The following is a 14,844-nucleotide window of genomic DNA, read 5'->3' as shown; positions in this document are numbered from 1 at the left end:
GGGGCATTTTTTTTCAGCCGCCGCCGCCCGCGCCGCCGGCGCCGATGCCGCCCTTGGTCAGCGCCGCCGGATCGAGCAGCGCCTTGAGCTTCGCCGCCGGCAGACCGCTCATTTCCAGCGCGACATCGAACACCGGACGCTTCTCGGCATACGCACGCTTGGCGATCGCCGCGGCCTTCTCGTAACCGATCACCGGATTGAGCGCCGTCACCAGGATGGGATTGCGGCCGAGTGCTTCGTCGACCTTGTCCTTGCGCACCTTGAGCCCGTCGATCGCCGAATCGGCCAGCAGGCGCATCACGCTCGACAGCAGGCGGATCGAATCGAGCAGGTTCGCGCCGATCAAGGGCAGCATCACGTTGAGTTGGAAGTTGCCCGACGCACCGGCGATCGTCACCGTCGCGTGTTGCCCCATCACCTGCGCGCACACCATGCACGTGGCTTCGGGGATCACCGGGTTGACCTTGCCCGGCATGATCGAACTGCCGGGTTGCAGCGCAGGCAATTCGATTTCGCCCAGGCCCGCGAGCGGACCGGCGTTCATCCAGCGCAGGTCGTTGGCGATTTTCATCAGCGCGACGGCGAGCGTGTTGAGCTGGCCCGAGAGTTCCACCGCGTCGTCCTGCGAAGCGATGCCTTCGAACTTGTCGGCCGCCGATTCGAAACGCGTCCCCGACAGATCCGACAAAGCCTTCGCCATGCGCTTGCCGAAGCGCGGATCGGCGTTGATGCCCGTGCCGATCGCGGTGCCGCCGATCGGCAGCCGTCGCACGCGCTTGCCGGCATCGACCAGGCGCTCGCGCGCCGAGGCCAACTGCGAAGCCCACGCACCGAATTCCTGTTCGAAGGTGAGCGGCATCGCATCCATCAGGTGCGTGCGGCCGGTCTTGACGACCTTGCCGTTCGCGCGGCCCTTGCGCTCGATCGTGCGCCGCAGGTGGTCGAGCGCGGGCAGCAGGTCGTCGATGACGGCCAGTTGCGCGGAAACGCGGATCGCCGTGGGAATGACGTCGTTCGAGCTCTGCCCGAGGTTCACGTCGTCGTTGGGATGCACCGCCTTGCCGGCCTGCGAGGCGAGCGCGGCGATCACCTCGTTGGCGTTCATGTTGCTCGAAGTACCCGAGCCGGTCTGGTAGACGTCGATCGGGAAGTGCGCGTCCCACGTGCCTTCGGCCACCGCGAGCGCCGCCGCGCGGATCGCCGCGGCCTGGCGTTTGGGCAGCAGGCCCAGCCCGGCGTTGACGTCGGCGGCCGCGGCCTTGATGAGCCCGAGCGCGCGGATGAACCCGCGCGGCATCGGGCGCCCGGAAATCGGGAAGTTCTGCACCGCGCGCTGGGTCTGCGCACCCCACAGCGCGTCGGCCGGAACGCGAAGTTCGCCCATGCTGTCGTGTTCGATGCGCTCGCCGCGCTTGCCTGCCGATCGGGTGTTTCGCGTCGCCATCTCGGGCTCCTGGGGGCGGTCGGCGGGAGCATACGCCCGCAAGCGTTTAAACTTGCGCGCTCCCTGGCCCCGAAACCGCCTGAAATGACCGACGCCCCGCTGCTCGCCCTGTCCCCGCTCGACGGCCGCTATGCGGGCAAGGTCGACGCGCTGCGCCCGATCTTCTCCGAGTACGGGCTGATCAAGGCGCGCGTACGGGTGGAAGTGCAGTGGCTGCTCGCGCTGGCCGACGAGGCCGGCGTCGTGGAACTTCCCGCTTTCGACGCGGCCGCGCGCAAGCGCCTGCAGGCCCTGGCCGACGACTTCTCCGTCGCCAACGCCGCGCGCGTGAAGGACATCGAGCGCACGACGAACCACGACGTCAAGGCGGTCGAATACTTCATCAAGGAAACGCTGAAGGACGATGCTGCCCTCGGCCCCGCGCTGGAGTTCGTCCACTTCGCCTGCACCAGCGAAGACATCAACAACCTCTCCTACGCCCTGATGTTGCGCGAAGCGCGCGACACGGTGCTGCTGCCCAAGCTCGACGAGCTGATCGGCAAGCTGCGCACGATGGCGCACGAACTCGCCGCGCTGCCGATGCTCTCGCGCACGCACGGGCAGACCGCTTCGCCCACGACGGTGGGCAAGGAAATCGCGAACGTCGTCGCGCGCCTGGATCGCCAGCGCAGCGTGCTGGCCGCACTGCCGATGCCGGGCAAGATCAACGGCGCCGTCGGCAACTACAACGCACACGTCAGCGCGTACCCGGAAGTCGACTGGCCGAAGCTCGCGCAGGGCTTCGTCGCCTCGCTCGGCCTGGACTTCCAGCCCTACACCACGCAGATCGAACCGCACGACGGCGTCGCCGAACTGTGCGATGCGTGCAAGCGCATCGACACGATCGCCATCGACCTGTGCCGCGACATCTGGGGCTACATCTCGCTGGGTTACTTCAAGCAGGCGGTGAAGGCCGGCGAAGTGGGCAGCTCGACGATGCCGCACAAGGTCAATCCGATCGACTTCGAAAACGCGGAAGGTAACTTCGGCATCGCCAATGCGCTGTTCGAACACTTCGCGGCCAAGTTGCCGATCAGCCGCTGGCAGCGCGATCTCACCGATTCGACGGTGCTGCGCGCGCTCGGCACCGCCTTCGGCCATTCGATGATCGGTTTCGACGCGCTGCTGCGCGGGCTGAACAAGCTCAGCACGAATCCCGACCGCCTGGCCGCCGACCTCGACGCCGCGTGGGAAGTGCTCGCCGAAGCGGTGCAGACGGTGATGCGCCGCCACGGACTGCCCAATCCTTACGAACAGCTCAAGGCGCTCACGCGCGGCCAGGGCATCACGGCCGAGTCGATGAAGACCTTCATCGCCTCGCTCGACCTGCCGGAGGATGCTCGCGAGCGACTGGCGCTACTCACGCCCGCGACCTACATCGGTCTGGCGCAACGCCTGGCGAAGGACATCTGATCGACGACGAGGGAGGTGGCGCGATGCGGATGCTGGTCAACATCGACGTCCCCGAGATCGCCACGGCCGAGCGTTTCTATGGCGAAGCCTTCGGCCTGCGCCGCGGCCGCAGCTTCGGCCACGACGCACTGGAACTGCTCGGTGGCGATGTCCCGATCTACCTGCTCCACAAGGCGGCCGGCACGATCGGCGCCGGTGCCGCGGCGCGCGACTATCTGCGGCATTGGACGCCCGTGCATGTCGATGTCGTGGTCGACGACCTCGACGCGGCATTGATCCGCGCGGTCGCCGCCGGCGCGGTGCAGGAAGGCGCCGTGCGCGAAGCCGGTTGGGGGCGCATCGTGCAACTGGCCGATCCGTGGGGACACGGATGGTGCCTGCTGCAATTCCTCGGCCGCGGTTATGACGAGATCGCCACGCAATGAAACGCAACAAAGCCATGCCCTTCGAAGTCGACGCCACGCATCTGCCGCCGCTGGGCATGCCGCCGGAGGTGTTCCTGCGCGATTACTGGCAGAAACGCCCCCTGCTCATCCGCAATGCGTTTCCAGGTTTCGTTTCGCCGATCGCACCCGAAGACCTCGCGGGCCTGGCGTGCGAAGAGGCGGCGTTGTCGCGGCTGATCGCGCACGACCGCGCGGGCGATTCGTGGATGGTGCGGCACGGGCCCTTCGAAGAGGAGCTGTTCCCGCAACTGGGCGATCACGACTGGACGCTGCTGGTGCAGGACGTCGACAAGTGGGACGCCGATGTCGCGGCCTTGTTGCCGGCCTTCGGTTTCCTGCCGCGCTGGCGCATCGACGACATCATGGTGTCCTTCGCGGCCACCGGTGGTTCGGTCGGCGCGCACGTCGACCAATACGACGTGTTCCTGCTGCAGGCGCACGGCCATCGCCGCTGGCAGATCGATGCCGGGCACAAGCCCGACATCGCGTTCCGCGACGACGTGGAACTCAAACTGCTGCGCGATTTCAACCCGACGCACGATTGGATCCTCGCGCCGGGCGACATGCTCTACCTGCCGCCCGGCGTGCCGCACCACGGCGTCGCCGAGGATCCGTGCCTGACCTTCTCCATCGGCATGCGCGCGCCGTCCACGGCCGAGTTGCTCGGCGACTTCGTCGACACGCTCGCCGCCGACGCCGACGAATCGCTGCGCTACGCCGATCCCGACCTCACCGTTCCGTCCGATCCGAACGAAATCGACGCCGCCGCGATGGACCGCGCCGTCGCCGCGCTGAATGCCTTGCGCATGAACGACCCCGAGCGCCTGGGCGATTGGTTCGCGCGTTTCGCAACGCTCTACCGCGCCGCCGGCGAAGTGCAGGCGCCCGACGCCACGCCCTCGCGCATCGAACTGGAGTGGGACCTGGGCCAAGGCGCGCGCCTGTCGCGCCATCCGTGGTCGCGGGCCGTATGGCGCCGCGCCGGCAAGGGCGCGCATCTGTTCGTCAGCGGCCTGGCCTTCGCCATGCCCGTGAAGGACGCGAAGACATTGGCGGGCGCCGACACGCTGGAAGGTCGGCAATACGCGTCCCTTTCGCAGGCCGGACGCGATGCGGTCTTTGCGTTGGTGGAAGCAGGGCATTACCGGATGCTGATCGACGAGGACGAGTGACCGCCATGGACAGCGAGCCCAGCCAACCCTTCCGCATCGAGGCCGTCGAGTACGAAGCGGCCCTCAACCAGCTGCGCGCGGTGCGGGAGATCGTGTTCGTCGAAGAGCAGCAAGTGCCGCTCGACCTGGAATGGGACGAACTCGACCCGCACTGCGTGCACGTACTCGCGCGCGCGCTCGACGGCACGGCCATCGGCACCGGCCGCCTGACGCCCGAGCACAAGATCGGCCGCATGGCGGTCCTGCGCGAATGGCGCGGCAAGGGCGTGGGCGATGCGATGCTGCTGGCGTTGATCGAGCAGGCCAGGCAGCGCGGATGGCGCGAGATCTCCCTGCACGCGCAGACCCCGGCGATCCCGTTCTACCTCCGCCACGGCTTCCTGCCCTACGGCGAGCGCTTCTGGGAAGCGGGCATCGAGCACCAATCCATGCGCCGCATGCTCGGCGGCCCGGCGGCGGTGGAACATCGCGATGCGGCGATCGAGACCATCGTGGACATCGTGCGCGACGCGCGCCGCAGCCTGTGGCTCTACACCCGCGACCTCGACCCGGGCCTGTTCGATGCGCCGCCGGTGATCGACGCGCTGCGCCGGTTCGGCACCGCCGGGCGCGGCAACGAGCTGCGCGTGCTGCTGCAGGATGCGACCGCCCCGCAGCGCGGGCACGCACCGCTACTCGCGCTGGCCCAGCGCCTGCCCAGCGTCTTTTTGTTCCGCGAAGTCGACGATCCGGTCGACAAGGCCTACCCCTCCGCGTACCTGGCCAACGACCTCGGCGGTTATTACTTCCGCGCCCTGGGCCACCGCTTCGATGGCGAGGCCGATCTCCATGCGCCGGGCCGCGCGCGGCAGTTGCGCGGGGCGTTCATGGCGGTGTGGGAACGCGCGCGACCGGTGAGCGAGTACCGCGCATTGGGCATCTGACGCGTCCCATCCTGTTCATTTGGGTGCAGGGCTCTGATTCGCAGGGCTATAATTCCCGGCCTTTCGCGCCTCGTTCGCCTGATCGGACTTGAGCGCGCACCCGCTTGCCCCCATCGAAGAGCTTCCCGACCGCATTGTGGACAGTCTCCTGAAGCAGTTTGCGCAGTCCTCCCAACTCGGCGCCAACGCCGCCTATCTCGAGGACCTGTACGAGCAGTACCTGGTCTCCCCCGAGTCGGTCGGGCCGAAATGGAAGTCGTATTTCGACGGCCTCAAGGGTCGCGAAGCCGGTGACGTCCCCCACAGCGTGGTGATGGAACAGGTTGCCGAAGCCGGCCGTCGCGCCGCGCGCGGCCTGCTCGACGCACCGCCCGCCGCCGGCGCGGGCGATGCCCGCGAGCGTTCGGTCGGCCGCCTGATCACCGCCTACCGCTCGCGCGGCCACCTGCAGGCCAACCTCGATCCCCTGGGCATGGCCGTCAAACCCGATGCGCCGGACCTGGCGCTGGGCTTCCACCACCTGTCCGAAGGCGACCTCGACGCCGAGTTCTCCACCGGCGGGCTGGCCGGCAAGCCGCGCATGAAGTTGCGCGACATCGTCGGCGTGCTCAAGTCCACGTACACCGGCCCGATCGGCGTGGAGTACATGCACATCACCGACGTCGAACAACGTCGCTGGATGCAGGAACGCCTGGAAACCGCGGGCGGCAACTACGGCCGCACGCCCGAGCAGAAGGCCCGGATCCTGGAGCGCCTCACGGCCGCCGAAGGCCTGGAGCGTTATCTCCACACCAAATACGTCGGCCAGAAGCGCTTCTCGCTGGAAGGCGGCGACAGCCTGATCCCGATGCTCGACGTGATCATCCGTCGCGGCGGCGGGGACGGCGTGCGCGAAGTCGTGATGGGCATGGCCCACCGCGGCCGCCTCAACGTGCTGGTCAACACGCTCGGCAAGCCGCCGCGCAAGCTGTTCGACGAATTCGAAGGCAAGTTCGAACACGACGACCGCGCGCACTCGGGCGACGTGAAGTACCACATGGGCTTCTCCGCCGACGTCGCCTCCTCCGGCGGCCCGGTGCACCTGGCCCTCGCGTTCAATCCCTCGCACCTGGAAATCGTCGACCCGGTGGTCGTCGGTTCGGTGCGCTCGCGCCAGATGCGCCGCAAGGACACCGAACGCAAGTCCGTCCTGCCGATCCTGATGCACGGCGACGCCGCGTTCGCCGGCCAGGGCGTGGTGATGGAACTGTTCCAGATGTCGCAGGCCCGCGGCTTCAACGTGGGCGGCACGCTGCACATCGTCATCAACAACCAGGTCGGCTTCACCACCAGCGCCGCCGAAGACGCGCGCTCGACGCTGTACTGCACGGACGTGGCCAAGATGGTCGGCGCGCCGGTGCTGCACGTGAATGGCGATGATCCCGAAGCCGTCGCCTTCGTCGCCGAGCTTGCCTACGACTTCCGCCAGCGCTTCCTCAAGGATGTCGTGGTCGACCTGGTCTGCTACCGCCGCCACGGCCACAACGAAGCCGACGAGCCGGCGGCGACGCAGCCGCTGATGTACCAGAAGATCCGTGCGATGAAGACCACGCGCGAGCTCTACGCCGCGCGCCTGGACGCCGCCGGCGACATCAAGGCCGATCAGTCGCAGGCGATGGTCGACGCGTACCGCAACAAGCTCGATGCCGGCGAAGTCACCACCGAAGTCGTCGAAGTCACCAACGACGAGTTCGCCGTCGACTGGTCGCGCTTCAAGGGCAAGCTGTCCGATCCCGTCGACACGAAGGTGGCGCGCAAACAGATCGACAAGCTCGCCGCGCAGATCAACACGATTCCCGACACGGTCAAGCTGCATCCGCGCGTGGCGAAGATCTACGAAGACCGCCGCAAGATGGCGGCCGGCGAACTCCCGGGCGACTGGGGCTTCGCGGAAAACCTCGCGTACGCCACGCTGCTGACCGAAGGCAACAAGCTGCGCCTGGTCGGCCAGGACTGCGGCCGCGGCACGTTCTTCCACCGCCACGCGATCCTGCACGACCAGAACACCGACGCCTATTACCTGCCGCTGCGCGAACTGGTCGCGGACAAGAAGGACGTCGCGATCATCGACTCGCTGCTCAGCGAGGAAGCGGTGATGGCGTTCGAATACGGCTACGCCACCGCCGATCCCATGACGCTCGACATCTGGGAAGCGCAGTTCGGCGACTTCGCCAATGGCGCGCAGGTGGTCATCGACCAGTTCCTGTCGTCGGGCGAAGCCAAGTGGGGCCGCCTGTGCGGTCTTGCGCTCTTCCTGCCGCACGGCTACGAAGGCCAGGGCCCGGAGCACAGCTCCGCACGCCTGGAACGCTTCCTGCAGTTGTGCGCGCTCGACAACATGGTCGTCTGCACGCCGACCACGCCGGCGCAGGCCTTCCACATGATCCGCCGCCAGCAGCGCATGGATACGCGCAAGCCGCTCGTGGTCATGACGCCCAAGTCGCTGCTGCGCCACAAGCTCGCGGTGTCTTCGCTGGACGAACTGGCGAACGGCAAGTTCCAGGAACTGATCCCCGCCAGCAACATCCCGTCGAAGGCCGCCGACCTGAAGAAGGTCAAGCGCGTCGTCGTGTGCGGCGGCAAGGTGTACTACGACCTGATCGAAGAAGCGCAAAAGCGCGGGATCACGGACGTGGCGATCGTGCGCGTCGAACAGTTGTATCCCTTCCCGCGCACGCAGCTCATCGCCGAACTGCAACGCTTCCCGTCGGCCACCGAAGTGGTGTGGTGCCAGGAAGAACCGCAGAACCAGGGTGCGTGGTACCAGATCCAGCACCACCTGCGTTTCTGCCTGCAGCCGAAGCAGACGCTCAATTACGCCGGTCGCCTGCGGTCGCCCTCGCCCGCAGCGGGCCATCTTGCCGAACACGTCGCCGAGCAGACCGCGCTCGTCGCCGATGCACTGGTCAATCCGGTGCATGGCGACGCGTGCCCGGAATGATCGCTCGCAATCCTCATCGAACCCAGGACGCCTGATATGGCCATCGAAGTCAAAGTTCCGGTCCTTCCCGAATCCGTTTCCGACGCGACCATCGCCAGCTGGCACAAGAAGGCCGGTGAAGCGGTCAAGCGCGACGAAAACCTGCTGGACCTGGAGACCGACAAGGTCGTGCTGGAAGTGCCCTCTCCCGTCGACGGCGTGCTGAAGGAAATCAAGTTCGAAGAAGGCGCGACCGTGACCTCGCAACAGGTCATCGCCGTGATCGAGGAAGGCGCCGCTGCCGCCGCGACGCCGGCGAAGGCCGAAGCGCCGAAGGCTGAAGCACCCAAGGCCGAAGCACCGAAGGCTGCCGCTGCGAAGGCCGCGCCGGCACCGGCCGCCGCCACCGGCGAACTCCCGCCGGGCGCGCGCTTCACCGCCGCCTCCGAAGGCATCGATCCGGCGCAGGTCGAAGGCACCGGCCGCCGCGGCGCGGTGACCAAGGAAGACCTCGTCAACTACGCGAAGGCCGGCGGCACCGTCGCCGCTTCCGCGCGCCCGGAACAGCGCGTGCCGATGACGCGCATGCGCGCGCGCATCGCCGAGCGCCTGATGCAGTCGAAGAATTCCATCGCGATGCTGACGTCCTTCAACGAGGTCAACCTCGCGAAGGTCATGCAGATGCGCAAGGACCTCGGCGAACAATTCGAGAAGGCCAACGGCATCAAGCTCGGCTTCATGAGCTTCTTCGCCAAGGCCGCCGCCAACGCGCTCGCGCGCCACCCGGCCGTCAACGCGTCGGTCGACGGCAACGACGTCATCTACCACGGCTACGCCGACATCTCGATCGCGGTGTCGACCGAGAAGGGCCTGGTCACGCCGGTGCTGCGCAACGTCGAGCGCATGGGCTTCGCCGAAATCGAAGCGGGCATCGCGGCCTACGCGAAGGCCGCGCGCGAAGGCGGCCTGAAGCTGGAAGACCTGCAGGGCGGCACGTTCACGATCACCAACGGCGGCACCTTCGGTTCGTTGATGTCCACGCCGATCGTCAACCCGCCGCAGAGCGCGATCCTCGGCATGCACGCCATCAAGGAACGCGCGATCGTCGAGAACGGCGCCGTCGTCGCCGCGCCGATGATGTACATCGCGCTGAGCTACGACCACCGCATCATCGACGGTAAGGACGCGGTGCTCTTCCTGGTCGACATCAAGAACCAGCTCGAAAATCCGCACCGCATGCTGTTGGGGATGTAATCGACATGGCAGACAACTACGACGTCATCGTCATCGGTGCCGGCCCCGCCGGTTACCACGCTGCGATTCGTGCCGCGCAACTCGGCCTGAAGACCGCGTGCATCGACGCCGCGCTCGGCAAGGACGGCAAGCCCGCCCTCGGCGGCACCTGCCTGCGCGTGGGCTGCATCCCGTCCAAGGCGCTGCTCGACAGCTCGCGCCAGTACTGGAACCTCACCCACCTGTTCGGCGAACACGGCATCACCGCGTCCAATCCGGCGATCGACATCGGCACGATGATCGGTCGCAAGGACAAGATCGTGAAGCAGTTCACCGGCGGCATCGCGATGCTGTTCAAGGCGAACAAGGTCACGCCGTTCTACGGTTTCGGCCAGCTGCAACCGGGCAATATCGTCACCGTCAAGCAGCACGATGGTTCGACCGTCGAGCTCAAGGGCACGAACGTGGTGATCGCCGCGGGTTCGGATTCGATCGAACTGCCGTTCGCGAAGTTCGACGGCAAGACGATCGTCGACAACGTCGGCGCGCTCGATTTCACCGAAGTGCCCAAGCGCCTGGGCGTGATCGGCGCCGGCGTGATCGGCCTGGAACTGGGCTCGGTGTGGAAGCGCCTGGGCTCCGAAGTGACGATCCTCGAAGCGCTGCCGGATTTCCTGGCCGCCGCCGACGCGGAAGTCGCCAAGACCGCCGCACGCGAATTCAAGAAGCAGGGCCTGGACATCCGCCTCGGCGCGAAGGTGTCGAAGGCCGAAGTGAAAAAGAACGAAGTCGTCCTCACCTACACCGACGCCAAGGGCGAACAGACGATCACCGTCGACAAGCTGCTGGTGTCGGTCGGCCGTCGCGCCGCGACCAAGGGCCTGCTCGCCGACGGCACGGGCGTCAAGCTCGATGCGCGCGGCATGATCGAAGTCGACGAGCATTGCCACACGGGCGTTGACGGCGTGTGGGCCGTCGGCGATTGCGTGCGCGGCCCGATGCTCGCGCACAAGGGCTTCGAGGAAGGCATCGCGGTGGCCGAGTTGATCGCGGGCCTGCCGGGCCACGTCAACCTCGACACGATTCCGTGGGTCATCTACACCGAACCGGAAATCGCCTGGGTCGGCAAGACCGAAGAACAGCTCAAGGCCGACGGCACGCCGTACAAGGCGGGCAGCTTCCCGTTCGCGGCGTTGGGCCGCGCGGTGGCGATGGCGGAGCCCGCGGGCTTCGTGAAAGTCCTCGCGCACGCGGAAACCGACCGCATCCTCGGCATGCACCTGGTCGGCGTGAACGTCTCCGAGCTCGTGCACGAAGGCGTGCTCGCGATGGAGTTCAGCGGCTCGGCCGACGACCTCGCCCGCATCTGCCACGCGCATCCGACGCTGTCGGAAGCGGTGCACGACGCGGCGATGGCAGTGCACAAACGCGCCATCCACAAGGCGAACTAAGCCGTACCAAGGAGGCGTTGCGATGGTCGATACAAACCCCATCCGCAACGTCTCCGATACCGCGCTCTGGGTCGCGACCTATCGCGCGATGGAAACCGAGCGCGCCGATGCGCTCTTCCATGATCCCTATGCGCGCCGCCTCGGCGGCGCGCGCGGGCAGGCGATCGTCGAAGCGCTGCCCGATGGTTCGCAGACGAGCTGGCCGCTCGTCGTCCGCACGTCGGTGATGGACGACATCGTGCTGCGCCTGGTGCGCAGCGGCGCGAAGACGATCCTGAATCTCGCCGCGGGCCTCGACGCGCGTCCCTATCGCCTCGATCTCCCTTCCGACCTGCGCTGGCTGCACGTCGACATGCCGGAGATGGTCGACTACTTCCGCACCGGCATGGCCGGCGAAACGCCGAAGTGCCGGCTCGAATTCATTCCCGCCGATCTGCGCGATGCGAACACGCGTCGCGAAGTCTTCGCCAAGGCCGCCGAAGAAGGCCCGGTGTTCGCGATCACCGAAGGCCTGTTGATTTACCTGGAAGCCAGCGACGTCACCGCACTCGCACGCGACCTGCACGACATCGCGAAGGCGCGCTGGTGGTTGATGGACCTGGCTTCGCCGCGCCTGCTGAAGATCCTCGAAAAGCGCTGGTCGCCGACGTTGAAGAGCGGCAACGCGCCTTTCCGCTTCGGCCCGGCCGAGGGCACGGCGTTCTTCAAGGACGCCGGCTGGCGCGAAAGCGAATGGCATTCCACCTGGACCGACGCGATGCGCCTGAATCGCAAACCCAAGGGCGCGGCGTTCTGGAACTTCCTGCTGAACATCTCGCCGCGCAAGCAGCGCGAAGCACAACTGCGCATGTCCGGCATCGCGCTGCTGGAGTCGGATTGATGCGCTCGGTGTGCGTGTACTGCGGGTCGAACAACGGCGCGCGCCCCGCATACGCAGACAAAGCCACGGCGCTGGGCACGCGCCTGGCGCGCGAAGGGCTTGCGGTGGTTTACGGCGGCGGCAACGTCGGCCTGATGGGCGTCGTCGCCGATGCCGCGCTCGCTGCCGGCGGCGAAGTGATCGGCGTGATCCCCGAACAACTCGTCGGCTGGGAAGTCGCGCATCGCGGCCTGACGCGCCTGGAGGTCGTCGCCAACATGCACGAGCGCAAGGCGCGCATGTTCGACCTGAGCGATGCCTTCGTCGCCCTGCCCGGCGGCTTCGGCACGCTGGACGAAATGTTCGAGATGCTCACCTGGCGCCAGCTCGGCCTGGGCGACAAGCCCTGCGCCTTCCTCGACGTCGAAGGCTTCTACGAACCGCTCGCCGCGATGATGGACCGCATGGTCGCCGAGCGCTTCCTGCATGCCGACCAGCGCCGCGACCTGTGGCACGGCGACGATCTCGATGCACTGATCGCATGGATGCGCGCGTACGAACCGGCGCATGCATCGAAACACATGGATGGCAAACGCCGAAAGGATCTGCGCTGATGACCGACATGCCCGAGCAATTCGCCGCCTTCCGCATCCACGAGAACGCCGCGGGCTATCGCAGCGGGATCGAACAGATCGCGCTCGACGATCTCGCACCCGGCGAAGTCGTCATTCGCGCCGCGTTCTCGTCCGTCAATTACAAGGACGCACTCGCAGGCACGGGCAAGGGGAAGATCCTGCGCAGGTTTCCGCTCGTGGGCGGGATCGATGTCGCGGGGCACGTCGTCGCTTCCACCGACCCGCGCTTCAAGGAAGGCGACGAGGTGCTGGCCACCGGCAGCGGCCTGAGCGAAACGCGCGACGGCGGTTATTCCGAATACGTGCGCCTGCCCGCGCAGTGGACGATTGCGCTGCCCGAAGGGTTGTCATTGCGTGAGAGCATGATCCTCGGCACCGCGGGTTTCACCGCCGCGCTCGCGTTGCTGCGCATGGAAGACAACCGGCAAACGCCCGCGCTCGGGCCGCTCGCGGTCACGGGCGCGACGGGCGGCGTCGGCTCATTGGCGATCGCGATCTTTTCGCGCGCCGGTTACGAGGTGCACGCGATCAGCGGGAAACCCGATGCGGCGTCGTACCTGCGAGCCCTGGGTGCGAAGGACGTCCTCGGCCGTGATGCACTCGAAACCAGGCGCCCGATGGAAACCGCGCGCTTCGGCGGCGGCCTGGACAACGTCGGCGGCGCGATGCTCACCAGCCTGCTCGCGCAGACCGCGCCCTACGGCAACGTGGCGAGCGCAGGCCTGGCTGCGTCGCCCGCGCTGGACGCAACCGTGATGCCCTTCATCATTCGCGGCGTGTCCTTGCTGGGCGTGGCCTCGGCCGGCACGGCGCGGGACATTCGCGAGGAGGTTTGGCGTCGCCTGTCTTCGGACTGGAAACCGGCGGAGCTGGAGCGCATCTGCACGCGGGAAGTCGAACTGGGCGAGCTGCCTGTGGTGTTCGACACGATGCTGGCGGGCGCCTCCCTGGGGCGCACCCTGGTGCGGCTGTAATCGAAAACAATCAGATGCGGCTTGCCTGACGGGTCCGCCCCGTTAGAATGCGCCGAGAATCTCCGGGGACCCCCATGGCTCGCATCCTGATCGTCGACGACTCGCCCTCCCAGTTGATGGGGATTCGCCGCATCGTCGAAAAACTCGGCCACGAGGCGTTGACCGCCGAGGACGGGGCCGCGGGCGTGGAGGCGGCCAAGCGTGAGTTGCCGGACCTGATCCTGATGGACGTGGTGATGCCGAACCTCAACGGGTTCCAGGCGACGCGTTCGATCACGCGCGAGGCGACGACCAAGCACATTCCGATCGTGTTGGTGACCACGAAGGACCAGGACACGGACCGGGTGTGGGGGATGCGCCAGGGTGCGAAGGCTTATATCACCAAGCCTTTCAGCGAATCGGAGCTCGCCGAGATGATCCAGCAGATGCTGGGTGGCGAGATGCCGGCGGCGCCTGCGTCGGAAGAGTGAATTACCTCCCCTTCAGGGGAGGTCAAAAAGAAGCCCGCCGCATGGCGGGTTTCTTTTTGGGTGGGGTAAAGCGGGGTGCGCAGAGTTGTCATCGGTTGTTTGCGTGCGCCGCCACCATCCGGGCGCATCGGCACGCTGCGCTGGCGGCTGGTGGTCTCGCGACAGCACTTGATGAGTGTGTCCGACGCGGCTGATTGATTCGCGCCGACTGCCAGCACACCAGACGGACGGAACGTCGCCCACCTCGGCGCTCGAGTCTTCGCACATGGTCGCCTCTGGCAGGCGACGTTCCTCGCGGCGATCTGATGGCAAAGCGGGTTGCACCTCCCCTCCAGGGGAGGTCAAAAAGAAGCCCACCGCATGGCGGGTTTCTTTTTGGGTGGGGTAAAGCGGGGTGCGCTGGTTTGTCGTCGTGTTGATTGGGTTCAACGCCACCATCCGGGCGCATCGGCACGCCGCATTGAAGGCCACATTGCTCCGCAAGAGCTCACGCTCCGCAATGTGGCCTTCAACGCGACGACCGCTGCGCTGGCGGCTGGTGGTTTCGCGACAGCTCTTGATGAGTGGGTCCGTCACGGGTGATCGATGCGCGCCGACTGCCAGCACTCCAGACGGACGGAACGTCGCCCACCTCGGCGCTCGAGTCTTCGCACATGGTCGCCTCTGGCAGGCGACGTTCCTCGCGGCGATCTGATGGCAAAGCGGGTTGCACCTCCCCTCCAGGGGAGGTCAAAAAGAAGCCCACCGCATGGCGGGTTTCTTTTTGGGTGGGGTAAAGCGGGGTGCGCTGGTTTGTCGTCGTGTTGATTGGGTTCAACGCCACCAT

The 14,844-nt window shown here is 66.8% G+C and carries 13 protein-coding genes; 11 read left to right on the top strand and 2 right to left on the bottom strand.

Annotated elements, in window-relative coordinates; all coding sequences use genetic code 11:
• Positions 1 to 13 precede the first annotated feature (13 nt).
• The gene (locus AC1DOM_RS07885; RefSeq protein WP_498961971.1) at positions 14 to 1,444 is read right to left on the bottom strand and encodes a class II fumarate hydratase; all 1,431 of its coding nucleotides are present in this window, start codon (positions 1,442 to 1,444) and stop codon (positions 14 to 16) included.
• 84 nt (positions 1,445 to 1,528) lie between these two features.
• On the opposite strand from AC1DOM_RS07885, the gene purB reads away from it, so the two are divergent.
• The 11 genes from purB (at position 1,529) to pilH (ending at position 14,018) form a co-directional block, all read left to right on the top strand.
• Positions 1,529 to 2,896, top strand: a complete 1,368-nt coding sequence (purB, locus tag AC1DOM_RS07880; protein ID WP_498961969.1) for an adenylosuccinate lyase — start codon at positions 1,529 to 1,531, stop codon at positions 2,894 to 2,896.
• A 23-nt stretch (positions 2,897 to 2,919) separates the two neighbouring features.
• Positions 2,920 to 3,321 (top strand): VOC family protein, encoded by a 402-nt coding sequence (locus tag AC1DOM_RS07875; protein WP_498961967.1) that lies wholly within the window; start codon positions 2,920 to 2,922, stop codon positions 3,319 to 3,321.
• Positions 3,318 to 4,514 carry a JmjC domain-containing protein gene (locus AC1DOM_RS07870; RefSeq protein WP_498961965.1) on the top strand — a complete coding sequence of 399 codons (1,197 nt, stop codon included), beginning with the start codon at positions 3,318 to 3,320 and terminating at the stop codon, positions 4,512 to 4,514. The genes AC1DOM_RS07875 and AC1DOM_RS07870 overlap by 4 nt, the downstream gene beginning before the upstream one ends.
• Positions 4,515 to 4,519: 5 nt before the next feature.
• Positions 4,520 to 5,437, top strand: coding sequence for a GNAT family N-acetyltransferase (locus AC1DOM_RS07865; protein WP_498961963.1), 918 nt, complete (start codon positions 4,520 to 4,522; stop codon positions 5,435 to 5,437).
• 136 nt (positions 5,438 to 5,573) lie between these two features.
• Positions 5,574 to 8,417, top strand: a complete 2,844-nt coding sequence (locus AC1DOM_RS07860) for a 2-oxoglutarate dehydrogenase E1 component (protein ID WP_498962487.1) — start codon at positions 5,574 to 5,576, stop codon at positions 8,415 to 8,417.
• Positions 8,418 to 8,453: 36 nt separating this feature from the next.
• Positions 8,454 to 9,650 carry a dihydrolipoyllysine-residue succinyltransferase gene (gene sucB, locus AC1DOM_RS07855; protein WP_498961961.1) on the top strand — a complete coding sequence of 399 codons (1,197 nt, stop codon included), beginning with the start codon at positions 8,454 to 8,456 and terminating at the stop codon, positions 9,648 to 9,650.
• A 5-nt stretch (positions 9,651 to 9,655) separates the two neighbouring features.
• A complete protein-coding gene (gene lpdA, locus AC1DOM_RS07850; protein WP_498961959.1) occupies positions 9,656 to 11,080 on the top strand; it encodes a dihydrolipoyl dehydrogenase in 1,425 nt (474 codons plus the stop codon).
• A gap of 22 nt (positions 11,081 to 11,102) precedes the next feature.
• A complete protein-coding gene (locus AC1DOM_RS07845; RefSeq protein ID WP_498961957.1) occupies positions 11,103 to 11,960 on the top strand; it encodes a class I SAM-dependent methyltransferase in 858 nt (285 codons plus the stop codon).
• Positions 11,960 to 12,553: an LOG family protein gene (locus tag AC1DOM_RS07840; protein ID WP_498961955.1), complete on the top strand. Its 594-nt coding sequence runs from the start codon at positions 11,960 to 11,962 to the stop codon at positions 12,551 to 12,553. The genes AC1DOM_RS07845 and AC1DOM_RS07840 overlap by 1 nt, the downstream gene beginning before the upstream one ends.
• A gap of 8 nt (positions 12,554 to 12,561) precedes the next feature.
• The gene (locus AC1DOM_RS07835) at positions 12,562 to 13,548 is read left to right on the top strand and encodes a YhdH/YhfP family quinone oxidoreductase (protein WP_498962485.1); all 987 of its coding nucleotides are present in this window, start codon (positions 12,562 to 12,564) and stop codon (positions 13,546 to 13,548) included.
• Positions 13,549 to 13,622: 74 nt separating this feature from the next.
• Positions 13,623 to 14,018 (top strand): twitching motility response regulator PilH, encoded by a 396-nt coding sequence (pilH, locus tag AC1DOM_RS07830; protein WP_498961953.1) that lies wholly within the window; start codon positions 13,623 to 13,625, stop codon positions 14,016 to 14,018.
• 508 nt (positions 14,019 to 14,526) lie between these two features.
• On the opposite strand, the gene AC1DOM_RS07825 is transcribed toward pilH, so the two are convergent.
• The coding region (locus tag AC1DOM_RS07825) for a hypothetical protein (RefSeq protein WP_498961952.1) at positions 14,527 to 14,844 on the bottom strand (318 nt) is incomplete at its 5' end.

It is taken from the genome of Lysobacter sp. P5_B12, assembly GCF_056400425.1.
This window is presented reverse-complemented; position numbering and strand designations above follow the sequence as displayed.

Excerpts from the sequence above, each read along its gene's own strand:
- AC1DOM_RS07885 (WP_498961971.1), bottom strand. The coding sequence starts at position 1,444 with ATGGCGACGCGAAACACCCGATCGGCAGGCAAGCGCGGCGAGCGCATC.
- purB (WP_498961969.1), top strand. The coding sequence starts at position 1,529 with ATGACCGACGCCCCGCTGCTCGCCCTGTCCCCGCTCGACGGCCGCTAT.
- AC1DOM_RS07875 (WP_498961967.1), top strand. The coding sequence starts at position 2,920 with ATGCGGATGCTGGTCAACATCGACGTCCCCGAGATCGCCACGGCCGAG.
- AC1DOM_RS07870 (WP_498961965.1), top strand. The coding sequence starts at position 3,318 with ATGAAACGCAACAAAGCCATGCCCTTCGAAGTCGACGCCACGCATCTG.
- AC1DOM_RS07865 (WP_498961963.1), top strand. The coding sequence starts at position 4,520 with ATGGACAGCGAGCCCAGCCAACCCTTCCGCATCGAGGCCGTCGAGTAC.
- sucB (WP_498961961.1), top strand. The coding sequence starts at position 8,454 with ATGGCCATCGAAGTCAAAGTTCCGGTCCTTCCCGAATCCGTTTCCGAC.
- lpdA (WP_498961959.1), top strand. The coding sequence starts at position 9,656 with ATGGCAGACAACTACGACGTCATCGTCATCGGTGCCGGCCCCGCCGGT.
- AC1DOM_RS07845 (WP_498961957.1), top strand. The coding sequence starts at position 11,103 with ATGGTCGATACAAACCCCATCCGCAACGTCTCCGATACCGCGCTCTGG.
- AC1DOM_RS07840 (WP_498961955.1), top strand. The coding sequence starts at position 11,960 with ATGCGCTCGGTGTGCGTGTACTGCGGGTCGAACAACGGCGCGCGCCCC.
- AC1DOM_RS07835 (WP_498962485.1), top strand. The coding sequence starts at position 12,562 with ATGCCCGAGCAATTCGCCGCCTTCCGCATCCACGAGAACGCCGCGGGC.
- pilH (WP_498961953.1), top strand. The coding sequence starts at position 13,623 with ATGGCTCGCATCCTGATCGTCGACGACTCGCCCTCCCAGTTGATGGGG.